Origin of the sequence: Nigerium massiliense (assembly GCF_000826085.1) — a bacterium.
GTDB lineage: Bacteria > Actinomycetota > Actinomycetes > Propionibacteriales > Propionibacteriaceae > Propioniciclava > Propioniciclava massiliense.
Window position 1 is genome coordinate 1134666 of record NZ_CCYM01000003.1, and the last position, 16679, is coordinate 1151344.

At 71.9% G+C, this 16679-nt stretch carries 14 protein-coding genes; 6 read left to right on the forward strand and 8 right to left on the reverse strand.

Translation table 11 applies throughout. The annotated features are described in order from the left end of the window. The first annotated feature begins 141 nt into the window (after positions 1-141). Positions 142-1074, forward strand: a complete 933-nt coding sequence (gene dapD, locus BN1187_RS11730; RefSeq protein WP_040161934.1) for a 2,3,4,5-tetrahydropyridine-2,6-dicarboxylate N-succinyltransferase — start codon at positions 142-144, stop codon at positions 1072-1074. A 2-nt stretch (positions 1075-1076) separates the two neighbouring features. Further along, the gene (locus tag BN1187_RS11735) at positions 1077-1952 is read left to right on the forward strand and encodes a hypothetical protein (protein WP_040161937.1); all 876 of its coding nucleotides are present in this window, start codon (positions 1077-1079) and stop codon (positions 1950-1952) included. Positions 1953-2051: 99 nt separating this feature from the next. Here BN1187_RS11735 and dapC read toward each other — a convergent pair whose 3' ends face one another. After that, complete coding sequence (dapC, locus tag BN1187_RS11740) at positions 2052-3158, reverse strand: succinyldiaminopimelate transaminase (protein WP_040161940.1); 1107 nt, start codon at positions 3156-3158, stop codon at positions 2052-2054. After that, positions 3155-3475, reverse strand: a complete 321-nt coding sequence (fdxA, locus tag BN1187_RS11745) for a ferredoxin (RefSeq protein ID WP_040161942.1) — start codon at positions 3473-3475, stop codon at positions 3155-3157. The genes dapC and fdxA overlap by 4 nt, the downstream gene beginning before the upstream one ends. Positions 3476-3562: 87 nt before the next feature. Here fdxA and BN1187_RS11750 point away from each other — a divergent pair, with 87 nt between their 5' ends. Next, complete coding sequence (locus BN1187_RS11750; protein WP_040161944.1) at positions 3563-4117, forward strand: hypothetical protein; 555 nt, start codon at positions 3563-3565, stop codon at positions 4115-4117. Between the two features lie 78 nt (positions 4118-4195). On the opposite strand, the gene BN1187_RS11755 is transcribed toward BN1187_RS11750, so the two are convergent. The 5 genes from BN1187_RS11755 to BN1187_RS11775 all read right to left on the reverse strand — a co-directional run bounded on the left by BN1187_RS11755 (position 4196) and on the right by BN1187_RS11775 (position 13531). After that, a complete protein-coding gene (locus tag BN1187_RS11755; protein ID WP_082034673.1) occupies positions 4196-5929 on the reverse strand; it encodes a VanW family protein in 1734 nt (577 codons plus the stop codon). A gap of 159 nt (positions 5930-6088) precedes the next feature. Next, on the reverse strand, positions 6089-8161 hold the full coding sequence (gene tkt, locus BN1187_RS11760) for a transketolase (RefSeq protein ID WP_040161947.1): 2073 nt from the start codon (positions 8159-8161) through the stop codon (positions 6089-6091). A 134-nt stretch (positions 8162-8295) separates the two neighbouring features. Next, positions 8296-10989 carry a pullulanase-type alpha-1,6-glucosidase gene (pulA, locus tag BN1187_RS11765; protein WP_052462643.1) on the reverse strand — a complete coding sequence of 898 codons (2694 nt, stop codon included), beginning with the start codon at positions 10987-10989 and terminating at the stop codon, positions 8296-8298. A 22-nt stretch (positions 10990-11011) separates the two neighbouring features. After that, a complete protein-coding gene (locus BN1187_RS11770; protein WP_097677356.1) occupies positions 11012-12838 on the reverse strand; it encodes an ABC transporter ATP-binding protein in 1827 nt (608 codons plus the stop codon). 63 nt (positions 12839-12901) lie between these two features. Continuing rightward, positions 12902-13531, reverse strand: a complete 630-nt coding sequence (locus tag BN1187_RS11775) for an IMPACT family protein (protein WP_052462644.1) — start codon at positions 13529-13531, stop codon at positions 12902-12904. A gap of 81 nt (positions 13532-13612) precedes the next feature. Between BN1187_RS11775 and BN1187_RS11780 the strand changes: the two genes are divergently transcribed. The 3 genes from BN1187_RS11780 to BN1187_RS11790 are packed head-to-tail and all read left to right on the forward strand — an operon-like array spanning position 13613 to position 16277. Beyond that, the gene (locus BN1187_RS11780; RefSeq protein ID WP_052462645.1) at positions 13613-14539 is read left to right on the forward strand and encodes a metal ABC transporter substrate-binding protein; all 927 of its coding nucleotides are present in this window, start codon (positions 13613-13615) and stop codon (positions 14537-14539) included. Positions 14540-14550: 11 nt separating this feature from the next. After that, a complete protein-coding gene (locus tag BN1187_RS11785) occupies positions 14551-15441 on the forward strand; it encodes a metal ABC transporter permease (protein ID WP_082034675.1) in 891 nt (296 codons plus the stop codon). Then, entirely contained in the window at positions 15438-16277 is an 840-nt protein-coding gene (locus BN1187_RS11790) for a metal ABC transporter ATP-binding protein (protein WP_072042061.1), read from the forward strand. Before BN1187_RS11785 ends, BN1187_RS11790 begins: the two co-directional genes overlap by 4 nt. Positions 16278-16281: 4 nt before the next feature. On the opposite strand, the gene BN1187_RS11795 is transcribed toward BN1187_RS11790, so the two are convergent. Further along, the gene (locus tag BN1187_RS11795) at positions 16282-16677 is read right to left on the reverse strand and encodes an NUDIX hydrolase (RefSeq protein ID WP_040161950.1); all 396 of its coding nucleotides are present in this window, start codon (positions 16675-16677) and stop codon (positions 16282-16284) included. Between the last annotated feature and the right edge of the window lie 2 nt (positions 16678-16679).

The following is a 16679-nucleotide window of genomic DNA, read 5'->3' on the forward strand; positions in this document are numbered from 1 at the left end:
CCGCCGGGGAACCGGGCGGCCAGCGACCGCGCCGCCCTCCACGATGTGGGTCCGCACCGTCGGGGCCGGGCGCCGCACCCGACCGCCCATGGACGGATCGGTGACCCGGGCCTTTCGGTGACCACAGGTAGGCTGACCCGCATGACCGATTCCGCTCGCACGGCCTGGGGCTGGGGCCTGGCCACCCTCGATTCGTCCGACCGCACGCTCGACGTCTGGTACCCGCAGCCGCAGCTCGGCACCGCCGACGACACCGAGGCGCCGGCCTCCCTCACCGAAGCGATCCGCGTCGACGGCATCCGCCGGGTGCACACGGAGGTCGTCTTCACCGAGATCGACCTGGATGCCGCGCCCGCCGACACCGCGGACGCCTATCTGCGCCTCCACCTGCTCAGCACGCGCCTGTGCGCGCCGCGATCGCTGAACCTTGACGGCATCTTCGGCGTCCTGCCGAACGTCGTGTGGACGTCCGCGGGGCCCTGCCCCGTCGAGGGCTTCGAGGACATCCGCGGTGCCCTGCGCGCCGCGTACGGCCACGTGTCGGTGTTCGGCGTCGACAAGTTCCCGCGCATGGTCGACTACGTCGTCCCCTCCGGGGTCCGCATCGGGGACGCCGACCGCGTCCGCCTCGGCGCCCACCTCGCCGAGGGCACCACGGTCATGCACGAGGGCTTCGTCAACTTCAACGCGGGCACGCTCGGGTCGTCGATGGTCGAGGGCCGCATCTCGGCCGGCGTCATCGTCGGGGACGGTTCCGACATCGGCGGCGGGGCGTCCATCATGGGCACCCTGTCCGGCGGCGGCAAGGAGCAGGTCTCCATCGGTCAGGGGTGCCTGCTCGGCGCCGAGGCCGGCATCGGCATCTCGCTGGGCGACAACTGCGTCGTCGAGGCGGGACTGTACGTCACCGCCGGCACCAAGGTCCTGCTCCCGGACGGCTCCGTGGTCAAGGCCGCCGAGCTGTCCGGCTCCGATGACGTCCTGTTCCTGCGCAACAGCCAAACCGGCGCGGTCGAGGCCCGCCCGCGCGCGGGTCGCCGCATCGAGCTCAACGCGGCCCTGCACAAGAACTGAGCATGGCGCGACGAGGAACCGGCCGGGGGCGCCGACGTGGTCCTGCCGTGTGGGTGTCGGTGGTCGTCGTGCTCGCCCTCGTGCTGGGCGTGGCGCTCATCGGCGGCCTGACCGTGCTCTACAACGCGCAGAAGCGCCCGCTGCCGTGGTCGCCGCGCTGCGCGGCGACCGTCCAGGGCGGAACCGTCGAGGTCGACCCCGATCAGGCGCACTACGCGTCGATCATCGCGGGCGTGGGCGGCCGGCGGAACCTCGCACCGCGTGCGGTGACGATCGCGCTCGCGACCGCCTACCAGGAGTCGGGCATCCACAACATCGACTACGGCGACCGGGATTCCCTCGGCCTGTTCCAGCAGCGGCCCTCGCAGGGCTGGGGAACCGCCGCCCAGGTGATGGACCCCTATTACGCGTCCCGGCAGTTCTACGCGGTCATGGTCGGCGTCAGCGGCTGGCAGAGCCGGGACATCGGCCAGGTCGCCCAGACCGTCCAGCGCAGCGGCTACCCGGACGCCTACGACAAGCACGTGCCGAACGCCCGGCTGCTCGCCAGCTCGCTCAGCGGGGAGACGCCCGCGTCCTTCTCGTGCGCTGTCCGCGATCTCCCGGCCGGCGACCCCGGCGGGCTGGCGTCCTTCCTGAAGCAGACGCTTCCCGAGTCGGACGCCGTCACCCGCTCGGGCAGCAGCGTGACCGTGCAGACCGGCTCGACCAAGCATGCGTGGCAGGCGGCCCACATCGCCGTCGCCAACACCGCCACGTTCGGCGTGCGTCGCGTCAGCGTCGGCGACCGCTCCTGGACGCCCGGCACGATGGGGCTTTCCTCCTGGGAGGGGAAGGCGGACCAGTCCGCCCAGCGCGTGGTGATCGACCTCTCCTAGGCCCACGACGAAGGACGCCGCTGGGAGACCCCCGGCGGCGCCCGTCGTTGCTCAGCGCTCGTCGTTGCTCAGGCTCGTCGTTGCTCTGCGCGCGGCTGCTCAGCGCTCGCGGAGACGCTGAGCGGCGGCCTCGATGCGCTCGTCGGACGCGGTCATCGCCACCCGGACATGCTCGGCGCCGCTCTCGCCGTAGAAGTCTCCGGGCGCGACCAGGATGCCCAGGTCGGCCAGGGCGTCCACGGTGACGCGGCAGTTCTCGCCGCGCGTGGCCCACAGGTAGAGCGAGCCCTCGGAGTGATCGATGCGGAACCCGGCGCCCTCGAGCGCCGGCCGCAGGACGCCGCGCCGGCGCAGGTAGCGCTGCCGCTGCTCCTCGACGTGGGCGTCGTCGCGCAGCAGCGCCGCGGCGACCTGCTGCACGGGCCCCGGAACCATCAGCCCGGAGTGCTTGCGCACCGCCAGCAACTCGGCGGTCAGCGCGGCGTCGCCGGCGACGAAGCCGAAGCGGTAGCCGGCGACGTTCGAGCGCTTCGAGAGCGAGAACGCGGCGAGGATCCCGTCCGGGCGGCCGCCGCACACGTCGGGGCGCAGCACCGAGACGGGGTCGGCGTCCCAGCCGAACTCGCCGTAGCACTCGTCGGAGGCCAGGACGGCCCCGCAGGCGCGGGCGGCGTCCACCCAGGCGCGAAGCTCGTCGGCGTCCAGGATGCGGCCGTGCGGGTTCGCGGGGCTGTTGATCCAGATAAGCGCCGGGTTCAGCGCGGCCATGCGCGCCGGGTCGTCGCACGCGATCGGCGTGGCGCCGCACAGCCGCGCGCCGACCTCGTACGTCGGGTAGGCGGTGGTCGGGATCACCACGACGTCGCCCGGGCCCAGCCCCAGCTGCAGCGGAAGGTGCGCGACGAGCTCCTTCGTCCCGGGGACGGACACCACGTTGTCGTCGGTCAGGTCGACCGAATCCCAGCGCGTACGCAGGTAGTCGACGATCGCCCTCCGCACCTCGGGCGTCCCCCAGACCGTGGGGTAACCGGCCCAGGAGGGCCCGGACTCGGCGAGGGCGTCGAGCGCAATCTGCGGCACCGGATCGATCGGCGTCCCGACCGAGAGGTCGCAGATGCCTCCGGAATAGGCGATCGCGCGCCCCTTGGCGCCCGCGATCGTGTCCCAGGGGAAATCAGGGAGCCGCCCGGAGACCGGCGTGGTCACTCGCCCTGCGGAGGCAGCGCCTCGACGACCGGGTGGTCCTTGTCGATGGGGCCCTGCTTGGCCGCGCCACCGGGGCTGCCGATGCCGTCGAAGAACTGGACGTTCACGTCGTAGTACCCGGCCTGGTCGGCGGGGACGTCGTCCTCGTAGTAGATCGCCTCGACCGGGCAGACCGGCTCGCACGCACCGCAGTCGACGCACTCATCCGGGTGGATGTAGAGCATGCGGTTGCCCTCGTAGATGCAGTCGACGGGGCACTCCTCGACGCACGCAAGATCCTTGATGTCAACGCAGGGCTGCGTGATGACATAGGTCATGAAATCGCTCCTGAAGATCGGGCCCTTATGCTGAGCCGTCCGCGCCACACTCTACCCCGCGAAAACCACACAGTCAGGAGCACGTCCATGGACCACGCCGACCGTCTCCTCCCCGGCCTGCGGACCGGCGAACGCGTGAGCATCCGGGGCGCCGAGGACGGCGTCCCGACCGACGTGATCGGCTTCGTCACGGCCGTCGACGACGCCCGGATCGCGATCGTCGACCGCCGCGGGATCACCCACGACCTCGGCCGCGAGACCCTCGTCGCGGGCAAGCGCGTCGACCCCGCCCGGGGCCGCAACCCGCTGGCCACTCCCCCGGACCTGCTCGCCGGGCTGGTCGCCCGGGCCGGCGCGCCCGACGGGTCCTGGTGGGTGGCCCGGCTCAGCGACCTGCTGGCCGGCGTGGACGCCCCGGCGGACGTCCCCGCCTGGGGCGAGACCGCCGCGTTCGACGGGCTCCGGGCACGGTTCGAGGGCGAGTGGGTCGTCGTGGTCCCGGACGGGACCGCGAGGCTCGAGGCCGTCCGGGCGGCCTGCTGGTGGGCGACCCGGATGGGCGCGCGCAGCGCCTGCCTGGTGCTCGACGAGCCGGACGCCGCGTTGCGCGCCGCCGGCTTCGCGCCGTTCCCGAGACACTGATCCGGCGCGGCGCGCGGCCTCTGCCGGTCGACCCACCGTTCGGCACACGCCGCCTATCGGCGCCGTCGGCCGCGGCGGTCAGCGGACGACGCGGTCGCGGCGGGCGTCCGGGTTGGTGCACTCACGCGGGGTCAGCGAATTGTAGGTCCAGTGGAACGGCTCGGCGCGCACGAGCTTGCCGCCCTGGTAGAAGAGTCGCTTGTAGTCGACGCGGAAGCCCGTCTTGGCGCTCTGCGGCGAACACACGAGGCTGTCGTCCTTGATGGGCTCCCCAGGCCGCCTGAACTGGCTCTGCACCGGCTCGCTGGCCTTCACGTCGAAGACCTTCGTCGACCACATCCGCACGGTCACCTTGCCGTTCCCGCCGACCGGCGGGTTGTTGGTGAACGCCTGCACCAGGACGCCGTACTTGCTGTCGTTGCGGAACCTCATCGGCACCGACACGTAGTCGAGCGTGGCCTCGCGGCCCATCGGGTAGCGGTTGAAGTACAGCGAATGCGGCTTGTGGGTGATGTCCTCCAGGCCCGCGAAGAACATCGCGTTGAAGACGGTCGTGGTGGTCTGGCTGATGCCGCCGCCCATCCGCTCGACCACCTGGCCGTTGTCGATGGCGCCGCCGGCCATCCAACCGCGGCGTGTGGTGCGCGGGCCGAGGATCTTGTTCATGTCGAACGTGTCCCCCGGTTTGAGCAGGGTGTTGTTGACCAGACCGGCCGACTTGCCGATGTTGTTCACGCGGTAGGCCGACGCCGGGAAGCGGGTGCTGAACTGCCCGGTGATCTCCTTCACCCCGAGCGCCTGCGCCTGCGCGGTGGTGAACGCGGGTTGCTGCGGGCTGACGCTCACCGCGGCGGTCCGTCCGGACGTCTTCGTCAGCAGCGGCGTCACCGCCTTGGCCAGCACGTCCGGGTCGACCCCCGTGCCGTCCTGGGAGGGGACGATCGTCGGCTTACCATCGGCGATGACGATGCGGGCCTCGACCGGAGTCGTGAAGCCGGCCTTGGCCAGGGCCGGGCGGACGGCGACGCTGAGTTTCTCGGCGTCCAGGGCCATCGCCGGCTTGCCGTCCTTGGCCGGGAAGGACAGCGCGGGGGCGAGCATCGGGGGCGTCACCTGGAACGTCTTGTCCTGCGCGGTCAGCGTGACCGGGGACGCCAGCGCGGGCTTGGCCTGCTTGTCGAGGGTGTCTTGGGCCTCGGCGTCGGTGATGTCGAGCTGCTCCTCGGTCACCGCCGCCGCCACGGTGGTGCTGTGGAGGTAGCCCTGCCGTACGAGACGTCCGGTCTCGTCGACCTGGACGGTGCCGCCGGTCGACCCCTTCACCAGCGACGGCGTCGTCCCGTCGACGACGATGCGGGCGTTGACGGGCTCGTGGTCGTACCGCTTCGCGAGCAGGCCTACCGCGTCCGCCAGCTTCGCCTCGTCGACGCGGACGACCGGCTCGTGGGCGTGGCCGCCGGTGAGGTTCTCCCAGACGACGAGCGGGTTCCAGCTGCGCGCGCCGCCCGCCGCGGCGACCGACGCCGCGTAGTCCACGCTCAGTCCCAGACCGGCCGGGGTGCGGGTGACCGACGTGTCACCGGCGCTCACCGTGATCTTCTGGGCGGCGGCGCCGCTGAGCTTCGTGCGGACCGCCTCGGCCGCCTGCTCACGCGTCATGCCGCCGACCCGGACGCCGGCGACCGTCGCGTTCGAGGGGAGCTGCGCGCCGGTGCGGGACACCCCGAACAGGTAGACCGCCACCACCACGACCAGCGCCGCCGCCCCGATGATCACGGCGACCCGCGCGGGCCTCCCCCGTCGTGCTGCCATCTGCGTCGTCCCTCCGCCGCGTCCCGAAATGAGGGACACCTGTCAACTTCGCCGCCCAATGTAGCCGCCCCCGTCGCGGCTCCGCCCGATCTCACGGGAACCGCTCGGGCAGGCGAACGGCGCCGGTCCCCACGTGGGACCGGCGCCGTCGGCTCGTTGTTACTTCAGCAGGCTGTCGGCCAGCTCGACGGCGGCCTCGGCGGTGATGCCGAACTCCTTGTAGAGCACCTTGCCGGAGGCCGAGGCGCCGAAGTGGTCCAGGCCCAGCGACGCGCTGTTGCAACCCAGGACGTCGCGCCAGCCGTCGGTGACGCCCGCCTCGATGCTGACCCGCGGGACGTCGTCGGGCAGCACCTCGGCCTTGTAGGCGTCGTCCTGCTCCTTGAACCACTCGACGCACGGCATCGAGACGACGCGCGCCGGGACGCCCTTACCCTCCAGCTGCTCGCGCGCCGCGAGGGCGATCTCGACCTCGGAGCCGGTCGCGACGAGCACGACCTTCGGCGCGCCCTCAGACGCATCGATCAGGGTGTAGCCGCCCTTCGCGACCCCGTCGGTCGAGGCGTACTCGCCGCCGGACCGGTCGACGTTCAACAGGTCCTGACGCGACAGGATCAGGCCCGCCGGGCGATCGGTGTGCGAGAGGATCTGCTTCCAGGCCGCCGCGGTCTCGTTGGCGTCCGCCGGCCGGACGACGTCGAGGCCGGGGATCAGCCGCAGGGACGCGACGTGCTCGATCGGCTGGTGCGTCGGGCCGTCCTCGCCGACGCCGATGGAGTCGTGCGTCCACACGAACACCGTCGGGGTCTTGCCGATGGACGCCAGGCGAACCGACGGGCGCATGTAGTCGGAGAACACCAAGAAGGTGCCGCCGTAGGCGCGCGTCAGGCCGGACAGGTTGATGCCGTTGAGGATGCCGCCCATCGCGTGCTCGCGGATGCCGAAGTGCAGCGTTCGGCCGTCCTTGCGGGCCTCCCAGTCGTGCGACCCACGCTCGGACGGCAGGAACGAGCCGGAGCCCTCGATGGTGGTGTTGTTCGAGGACGCCAGGTCGGCCGAGCCGCCCCACAGCTCCGGCAGCGCCGCGCCGATGGCGGTGAGCACCTTGCCGGACGCCTTACGCGTCGACATCTTCTCGTCGGTGAAGGTGGGCAGCGCCCCGTCGAGTTCGGCCGGCAGCTCCTTCGCGAGGACCCGGTCGAGCAACTTCGCCTGCTCGGGGTTGGCCTTCTTCCACGCCTCGAACTTGGCGTCCCACTCCTCGTGGGCCTTGGCGGCGCGCTCCGCGGCGTTCGCGCGGGTGTGGTCGAGCACCTCGGGGTCGACGTCGAAGAACTTCTCCGGGTCGAAGCCGAGCTCCTTCTTCAGCGCCGCGACCTCCTCGTCGCCGAGGGCCGAGCCGTGCACCGAGTGGTCGCCGGCCTTGGTCGGCAGCGGCCAGCCGATGACGGTGGTGACCTTGATGAACGACGGCTTGTCGGTGACCTTCTTCGCGGCCTCGATCGCGTCGTAGAGCTCCTGGACCTTCTCCTCGTACTCGGTGAAGCCGTTCGTGAAGTCCACGTGCTGGGTGTGCCAGCCGTAGGCCGCGTAGCGGGCCTCGACGTCCTCGGAGAACGAGATCTTGGTGTCGCCCTCGATGGAGATGCGGTTGTCGTCGTAGATGAGGATCAGGTTGCCCAGATCCTGCGTCGCGGCGAGCGAGGACGCCTCGGAGGCGACGCCCTCCTGCATGCAGCCGTCGCCGGCGATCGCGTAGACGAAGTGGTCGAACACCGACTCCCCCGGGGCGGAGTTCGGGTCGTAGAGCTCGCGCTCGCGGCGGGCGGCCATCGCGAAGCCGACGGCGTTGCTGACGCCCGCGCCCAGCGGCCCGGTGGTGCACTCGACGCCCTTGGTGTGGTGCACCTCGGGGTGGCCCGGGGTCAAAGAGCCCCAGGTGCGCAGCGAGGCGATGTCGTCCACCTCGAGGCCGAAGCCGGCCAGGAAGAGCTGGTTGTACTGGGTCAACGAGCTGTGTCCCGCCGACAGGACGAACCGATCGCGGCCCAGCCAGAGATCGTCGGAGGGGTCGACGTTCATCACCTTCTGGTACAGGAGGTAGGCGATCGGCGCGAGCGAGATGGCGGTGCCCGGGTGGCCGTTGCCAACTTTCTGCACGGCGTCTGCGGCGAGGACCCGCGCGGTGTCGACCGCCTTGCGGTCGAGATCGTTCCAGGTCAGGTCAGTCATGTGGTACCTCACGTTTCAGCGGCGAATCGGACTGTCGGTTGTGGCCAGCGTATGCCAGACCACGAAGGCCACGGCAGGGCTGGTCCCAAATTGCCGGCCGGTGCAACCGAACCTTCGCCTGCGGGGCGGACGTCTCAGGCGCGGGGCTCGACGAACACCGCGGCCGTGCGGCCCAGGACGGTGAAAACGCCGTCGTCGTAGCGCGATCGCCGCACCAGCGGGTCGGCGCCGCCGGCCTGCACCGGGTGCAACTGCCAGACCGCCGGCCGCAACCGCTCCACCTGCTGGCGCAACGACCACGGGGTGGCGTTGAACACCACGACCAGCCGCGCCCAGCGCTCATCGACGGGCTCGCCGACGGTGTCGTCCACGGCCATCACGATCGTGCCGGGACGCTGGGCCCACGTCCCCGACACCGGGAACGTCAGCTTCTGCTTGATCGCCGCCGCGCTGCCCAGTCGGAACATCCGGGTGGACGCGCGCAGCCGCAACAGGTCGCAGGCCAGGTCGTGCGCGTGCCGCATGTCGTCCGCGCTCGGCTTTTGCCTCGGGTCGGCGAGCAGCGGGCGCATGTAGGGCCAGTGCGCCTTGTTGTCGGCCGCCATCGGCAGCCCGGAGCCGAACCCGTTGTCGGTCATCGAGAAGTCGAGTCGGTTGAACCAGTCGCCGGAGTCGTAGGAGTTGCGGTCCAGCGACTTGCTGCGCAGGAAGTCGGTGCCCGCGTGCCACAGCACCGCGCTCTGTCCGAGCGTCGCCAGCGCCAGACACAGCGTGTTGGCGCGGACGCGGTCGCGCATCGCGGTCGAGGCGGGCAGCTTCATCGTCAGCGCGTCGAACAGCGTCTCGTTGTCGTGGGCGTCGACGTAGTTGACGGCCTCGTCGGGCTCCCAGGCGTAGCCGGCGGGCTTGCCGTTGTAGACGAGCTGGTCGCCCCGGACGGCCGTCGCGGTGCGCTGGGACACGAACGAGACGTCGGTGAGCGTGCCGGCCAGGCCGAGCTGGACGAGGTCGGCGGCGTAGAGCAGCCGGTCGCGCTGGTCGTACTCGTTGCCCTGCGACGTGGACGCGTTCGGCGCGGTCCACAGGCCAGAACCGAAGCCCTGGTGCCGCGGATCGGCGTCGAACGGGCTGCCGCCGCGGACGGCGTCGCGCAGCCGGTCGGAGAACGTCCCGATCCCCGTGCCGTGCAGTTGGCCCTGGACGGCCTGTTCGAAGCGGGCGTTCCCGGAGACCTCGCCGAAGTCCCAGCCCTCGCCGTAGAGGGTGACGGCGCGGCCGTCCACCCCGTCGGCCTCGAGCGTGAGCGCGTCGAGGGCGGCCCGCACCGCGACCATGTTGGCCCGGCTGTGATGGCCCATCAGGTCGAAGCGGAAGCCGTCCACCTTGTAGTGCTTCGCCCACAGCACGACCGAGTCGACCATCAGCTTGGCGGCCATCCGGTGCTCGGTCGCGACGTTGGGGCAGCAGGTGGACGTTGCCACGTACCCGTCGTTCGTGCGCCGGTGGTAGTAGCCGGGGACGATGCGGCCGAGCACCGAATTGGCGCCCTGCCCCGCCCCCGCCGTGTGGTTGTAGACCTGGTCGAGGACGACGCGCAGGCCCATGCCGTGCAGCGCGCCGATCATCTCCCGCACCTCACGGACGCGCCCGCCGCCGGCCACCCCGTCCGGGGTCGCCAGGGAACCCTCCGGCGCCATGAAGTGCCACGGGTCGTAGCCCCAGTTGAAGCCGTCGCGCGCGGCGGACGCCCGCAGCCGGCGCTGCTGTTCCTCGGAATCGGGCGGCAGCCCGAACAGCTGCTCGAGCCGCACGACCTCCTGGCGGTCCCGGCTCTCGTCCACGGTGCTGTAATCGAAGATCGGCAGCAGCTGGACGGTGTTGAGCCCCGCCCCGGCCAGCCGGCGCAAGTGCCGGGTTCCCAACCCCTCGCAGGTGAAGGCGCGGTAGGTGCCGCGCAGCGCGGGCTCGATCGTCAGGTCGCCGAGCGAGAAGTCGCGGACGTGCAGCTCGTAGATGGTCTGGTCGACCGGGCTCGCCAAGCGCGGGGCGGCGTTGGCGAGCCAGGGCCGCGGGGCCAGGCCGGGGTCGGCGAGGTCGACGAGCACCGACATCGTCGAGTTCGGCGTCAGCGCGACCGCGTACGGGTCGGTGACGCTGTTGCGGACGACCCGGTCGAAGCTCGGCGCGTACACGTCGACCTCGTAGCGGTAGGCGCCGTCGCGCCAGGACGCGTCGCCGATGATGGACCAGCAGCCATCCGGCTCGCGGGTCATGGGGAGCAGGTCCTCGGGGGCCTGCCCGGCCTCGGCCCCGTCGGGGTGGTCGCCGTCCGTGACCAGCCGCAGCGCTACCGTCCGGGCCGTCGGCGCCCACACCCGCAGCGTCGGGACGCCGTCGCGCCACGTCGGCCCGAGTTCGGCCTTCGCGGCGGCGGCGTACAGCACGTCGAGGAGGCCGGCCGTCTGCACGCCGGACGCGTTGACCAGGACGCCGGAGGGCCGCTGCACGACGACGACCACCTGGCCGCGGACGATCTCGGCGAGATCCAGCCCCGCCGGCACCCGCAGGGCCACGTCGCCGGCCAGGTGTGGGAACCGGGACGCCAGCGCGTCCGGCAGGTCGCCGACGGCGAGCCGGACGTTCGGCCAGTCGACGGGCTCGGGAGCGCGGGGATCGATGCCCCCGGTGGGCGACCAGTGCAGCCGCCACTCCAGCCCGGTCGGGTCGAGCCCGGGCGGCAGCGCGGAGGCGGGCCAGGCGATCACGCCGGGGCCGGCCCAGACCGCGCGGCAGGCCGTCAGATCGGGTACTTCCTTGACAACCCGCACGGACGCTCCCCTCGATGGATGCTCATTGTGGCACCGGCGTACCCGGGGGCCGGAAGGGGGCGCGCCACCCGGCGAGCTGCGCGTATTCCCCGCCGGCGGAGAGGAGTTCCTCGTGCGTCCCCCGCTCCACGACGCGTCCCTGGTCGAGGACGACGATCTGATCCGCATTGCGGACGGTGCTGAGCCGGTGCGCGATCGTCAGCGTGGTGCGCCCCTCGATCAGCACGTCGAGGGCGGCCTGCAGCTCGCGCTCGGTCTCGGTGTCGAGCGCGCTGGTCGCCTCGTCGAGCACGAGCACCTTGGGGTTGCCGAGAAGCGTCCGCGCCACGGCGATGCGCTGCCGCTCGCCGCCGCTGAACCGATGACCGCGCGCGCCGACGATGGTCTCGATTCCGTCGGGCAGGGAGCGGACGACGCCGTCCACCTGGGCGGCGCGCAGCGCCTGCCACAGCTGCTCGTCGGTGGCGTCCGGGTTGGCCTGACGCAGGTTCTCCCGGATCGTCGTGTGCGACAGGTACGTCTCCTGGGTGACGACGCCGACGACGCGGGCGAGCTGGTCGGGCGCGATGTCGCGCAGGTCGACGCCGTCGATCGTCACCGACCCGGCCGTGGGGTCGGCGAGCCGCACCATCAGCGCCGCGATCGTCGACTTCCCCGAGCCGGTCTCCCCCACCAGCGCGAGGGACGTCCCGGCGGGCACGACGAGGTCGAGGCCGCTCAGCACGTCCCGGTCGCCGTCCGGGTAGCGGTACGCGACGCCGTCGAAGCGGACGTCGCCGCGGACGGCGTCGCGCGGCATGGGCACGGGGTCGGTCGGAGCGGGCACCTCGACGGGGAGGTCGAGGTAGCCGAAGATGCGGCTGAGCAGGGCCATCGAGCTGATCCACTGGGCGCCCACGTTGAGCAACCCCATGATCGGACGGAAGATGCTCGACTGCAGCGCCGTGAACGCGACGACCGTGCCGATCGAGATCGTGCCGGCGACCTGCGGCATCCCCGCGGCCAGGTAGATCACCGCCGGGATCGCGGCGAAGACGATGCTCATCGTCGCCATCCGCCAGCGGCCGGCGAGCTGGGAGCGCAGGTCAAGGTCGATGATCTCGCTCGACGTCTCGGTGAAGGACGCCAGCCGGGCAGGGGCGGCGCCGAGCGTCTTGGTGAGCATCGCGCCGTTGACGCTGAGCGCCTCGTCCACCTGCGCGTGCAGGTCCGCGAGCGCCGCCTGGCGCTGCGCGGTGATGTCGCGGCGGATCAGCGCGACCCGGCGGGTCAACCAGATCGACGGCGGCAACACCACCAGGGAGATCAGCGAGAGCCGCCAGTCGAGCGCGACCATCGCGATGGCCGTGGCGACCGCCGTGGTGAAGTTGGACGCCACGGAGGTCGCCGTGGTCGTGATGACGTTCTGCAGACCGCCGATGTCGTTGACCAGGCGGCTTTGGATCTCGCCGCCGCGGGTGCGCTTGAAGAACGCCATCGACTGGCCCTGGACGTGGTCGAACACGTCGACGCGCAGCCGATGCATGACCTTCTCGCCGATGGAACTGGCGATCCAGGTCTGCGCGACGCCGAGGACCGCGGTGACGATCGCGATGCCGATCATGCCCGCGACCGCCCACACGAGCAGCTCCGTGTTGCGGTGCGGCAGCGCGTCGTCAATGATCGCGCGCAGCAGGAACGGCTGGCCGAGGCCGATGATCGAGGTCGCCACGATCGTGACGGTGAGGATGCCCAGGGGGCCGCTGTGGCGTCCGAACAGCGCGGCGACGCGGCGGAAGGAGACCGGGGACTGGTCGAGCTGGGCCCGGTCGTCCGGGTTCACGCGGGCGGTGGGGCCGCCCATCATCATCGGGTCCACACGACCACCTCGCTCTTCACTCGTCCGCCCTGCCCAACGCCGGCGGCGCCGCGCTCATTCCGCGGGCTCCTCGTCCACCAGCTCTCCCGCCGGCTCGGCCACCACCGCGCCCTGGGTGGCCGCGGCGACCAGGGTCGGCAGATCGGCGCCGGCACCCGCGGCGAGCGTCAGCGTGACGCGGGCGTCGTAGGAGGCGTCCACGATCGTCACGTCGTGGTTGAGCAACTCGCCCTGGACGCGCCCCGCGTCCGCGTGATCGAGCACGACCCGGAACAGCGGACGCCGCACCGGCCGCACGCGCGGAGCGCCGTCCAGGGCGGCGGCCACCGCGTCCGAGTAGGCCCGGACAAGGCCGCCGGTGCCGAGCAGGACGCCGCCGAAGTAGCGCGTCACCACGGCGACGACCTGGGTCAGCCCCGCCCCGCGCAGGGTCTCGAGCATGGGCATGCCGGCTGTCCCGGCGGGCTCGCCGTCGTCGGAGGACCGCTCGACCGGCTGGGCGCCGGGCACCTCGACGATGAACGCGGAGCAGTGGTGCCGGGCGTCGGGGAAGGCCCCGCGGACGTCCGCGACGACGGCGCGGGCCGCCTCCTCGGAGTCGGCGCGGGCCACCGTCGCGATGAAGCGCGAGCGCCGCACCTCGATCTCCGCCTCACGACGGTGACCGGCGGGCAGCATGAGCATGGCGCCATCTTGCCAGCCCGATTTGGCGCGCCGCCGTCGCCTGTGCCTATTATTGAGAACCATTATTGATTAGGGAGCATCATGCGCCGCACCGCCTCCATCCTCAGCGCCGCAGCGCTCGTCCTCAGCGGGTGCACTGCGAGCCCCGGCGACGCGCCGGTCGCCGTCGCCACCACGACGCCGCTCGGCTCGATCGTCCACGACATCACCGCCTGCGCGGGCGGCACGTCCGCGACGCTGATGGGGCCGGGCGACGACCCGCACACGTTCTCCGTCTCGTCGCGCCAGGTCGCGGAGATGGTGCGGGCCAAGCTCGTGGTGAGCAACGGGCTCGGCCTCGAGGAGGGCCTCACGCCCGCCCTGGACAACGTCCGGCGCGACGGCGGCCGCGTCTACGAGGTGGGGCCGAAAGTCGACCCGATCCCGTTCGCCGAGCACGCCCACGACGAGGCGCACGCCCAGGGCGGCGAGGAGCACGGGACGTACGACCCGCACGTCTGGCTGGACGCCAAGCGGATGGCGAAGGCCGCCACCGCCATCGGCACCCAGTTGAAGGACGCCACCGGCGACGCCCGCTACACGCGGTGCGCGACCGAGGTCTCGGCGAAGCTCACCGAGACCGACGCGACGGTGCGTTCGACCCTGCAGGCCGTCCCGAAGCAGCGTCGGACGCTGGTCACCGACCACGACGCGATGGGCTACTTCGCCGACGCCTACGGTTTCACGGTCGTCGGGGTCGTCGTCCCGGGTGGCTCGACGGACGCCGAGCCGAGCTCCGCCGAGCTGGCCGCGATCGTCGCCACGGTGCGCAGGACCGGCGTCCCCGCCATCTTCAGCAACACGGCGGTGAGCCCCAAGCTCGTCGAGTCCGTGGCGCAGGAGACCGGGCGGGGCGTCCGGGTCGTCCCGCTCTACGTCGGCAGCGTCGGGCCGCAAGGCAGCGGCGCGGAGACGTATGCGGGCATGATGACCAAGGACGCCGAGGCCGTCGCCGGCGCGCTGAAGTAGGTTTGGCACTCGTGGATTGGTTGATCGAACCCTTCGCGCTGGGCTTCCAGCAACGCGCGCTCATGGGCGGCCTGATCGCCGGCCTGATGTGCTCGATCGTCGGGGTGTGGCTGGTGCTGCGCGGCATGAGCTTCTTCGGCGACGCGTTCGTGCACGGCGTCCTGCCCGGCATCGCCGCGGCGATCGTCTTCGACTTCTCGCCGTTCCTCGGCGCCTCGATCGCCGCGCTGGCCATGGTCGGCGGCATCGAGCTGATCCACCGGCAGACCGCCCTGAAGGAAGACACCGCCATCGGCCTGCTGTTCGTCGGCATGATGGCGCTCGGCGTGGTGATCATCTCGCGGTCGAGCGCCTACACCGGCAGCCTGACGAGCATCCTGTTCGGCGACGCGTTCGGCGTCACCACCGACGACCTGGTCTCCCAGGGCGTCATCGCCGCCGTGGTGATCGTCGCGTCCCTGCTGCTGTACCGGCCGCTCCTGGCGCTGTCGTTCTCGTCCACCAAGGCCGCGACGCTGGGGATGCGCCCCGGCCTGGCCCACGCGATGCTGCTGGTGATGATCGCGGCGGCGGTCATCGGCAGCTTCCAGGCCGTCGGGACGCTGCTCGTGTTCGGCCTCCTCGTCGGGCCGCCCGCCACCGCCGCGCTCATCAGCCGCACCGTGCCGCGCATGATGATCACCTCGATGATCATCGCGTCCCTGTCCGTCTGGCTCGGGCTGACCATCAGCTACTACGCGGGGACGGCCGGCGCGGCGTCCATGTCGTTGGTGGCGGTGGGCTTCTTCTTCCTCGTGCTCGCGCTGACCCGTGGCCGGCGTCACGCCGCCGAGCGGCGCGCCCGCGCCGCCGACCTCAGCACCCGGGACGCGGCCGAGCAGACCGCGGAGGCCCGCGCATGAGCCGCGCCGCGGGCTCGCCCGCCGTCTCGGAGACGCTGGCCGAGGGGCGCGACGTCGTCCTCGCGTACGGCGGGAACGTCGCGGTGCGGCCGTCCACGTTCACGATCCCGGCGCAGGCCGTGACGGCGATCATCGGCCCCAACGGCTCGGGCAAGTCGACGCTGCTGAACGCGCTGGCCGGCGTCATCGCGCCGCGCTCGGGCAGCCTCACCGTGCTCGGCGAGCCACCCGAGCAGGCCTTCCGCAAGGTCAGCTACGTCATGCAGTCGCTGGCGTTCCCGGCCGGCACCCCTATCACCGTCCGCGAGGTCGTCGCGATGGGCCGCTACAGCACCCTGGGCTGGTTCGGGCGCTTCCGCAAGGAGGACCGCGACCGGGTCGAGCGCGCGATGAAGCGCCTGGACGTCTCGCACCTCGCCAAGCGGCACCTCGACGAGCTGTCCGGCGGGCAGCGGCAGCGGGTCTACGTCGCGCAGGGCATCACCCAGGAGCACGAGGCGTTGTTGCTGGATGAGCCGCTGACCGGCCTCGACCTGGTCTCGGCGAAGACGATCGACCACATCGTCCACGGCGAGCGCGAGCGCGGGCACTCGGTGGTGCTGACCACCCACGACATCGATGAGGCGCGCGCCGCCGATCACGTGGTGCTGATGGCCGGCCACGTCCTGGCTTCGGGGCCGCCCGCGGAGGTGCTCACCCGGGCCAACCTCGAGGCGGCGTACGGGCTGGGCTCGCTGCACGACCCGGGCGACGCCTTCGTGGACGACCCCGCGCACGCGCACCGCGACGTCGAGGAGCACGACCACTCCCCGCGCAAGCACCCGCACCTCGACTGAACCCTCAGCCGCGCAGTCGGGGCAGCAACGCCACGGTCAGGGGCGCCCAGTCGTCGGCGGGCCCCTGGGCCGGGTCGACCCAGGCCAGCTCGACGATCTCGGCGGCCGGGGCGGCGCCGGCCACCGGCACCGTGTACGCGAAGACGTCGGAGTTGAGGACGAAGCCGGGCTCGTTCGCCGTCGGCGTCCGGTAGGAGCCCCAGGAGACCAGGTGCGCCCGGTCGAGGGCGACCCCCAACTCTTCGGCGATCTCGCGGCAGGCGGTGGCGTCCGGGGTCTCGCCGGGCTCGATCTTGCCGCCGGGCAGCATGAACATGGTGGTCTCGCGCTTGCGCACCATGGCGACCCGGCCCGCGGCGTCCCGCAGCACGACGGCGGCGACGAAGAACTCCCCCGTCACGC

Excerpts from the sequence above, each read along its gene's own strand:
- dapD (WP_040161934.1), top strand. The coding sequence starts at position 142 with ATGACCGATTCCGCTCGCACGGCCTGGGGCTGGGGCCTGGCCACCCTC.
- BN1187_RS11735 (WP_040161937.1), top strand. The coding sequence starts at position 1,077 with ATGGCGCGACGAGGAACCGGCCGGGGGCGCCGACGTGGTCCTGCCGTG.
- fdxA (WP_040161942.1), bottom strand. The coding sequence starts at position 3,475 with ATGACCTATGTCATCACGCAGCCCTGCGTTGACATCAAGGATCTTGCG.
- BN1187_RS11750 (WP_040161944.1), top strand. The coding sequence starts at position 3,563 with ATGGACCACGCCGACCGTCTCCTCCCCGGCCTGCGGACCGGCGAACGC.
- BN1187_RS11755 (WP_082034673.1), bottom strand. The coding sequence starts at position 5,929 with ATGGCAGCACGACGGGGGAGGCCCGCGCGGGTCGCCGTGATCATCGGG.
- tkt (WP_040161947.1), bottom strand. The coding sequence starts at position 8,161 with ATGACTGACCTGACCTGGAACGATCTCGACCGCAAGGCGGTCGACACC.
- BN1187_RS11770 (WP_097677356.1), bottom strand. The coding sequence starts at position 12,838 with ATGATGATGGGCGGCCCCACCGCCCGCGTGAACCCGGACGACCGGGCC.
- BN1187_RS11775 (WP_052462644.1), bottom strand. The coding sequence starts at position 13,531 with ATGCTCATGCTGCCCGCCGGTCACCGTCGTGAGGCGGAGATCGAGGTG.
- BN1187_RS11780 (WP_052462645.1), top strand. The coding sequence starts at position 13,613 with ATGCGCCGCACCGCCTCCATCCTCAGCGCCGCAGCGCTCGTCCTCAGC.
- BN1187_RS11790 (WP_072042061.1), top strand. The coding sequence starts at position 15,438 with ATGAGCCGCGCCGCGGGCTCGCCCGCCGTCTCGGAGACGCTGGCCGAG.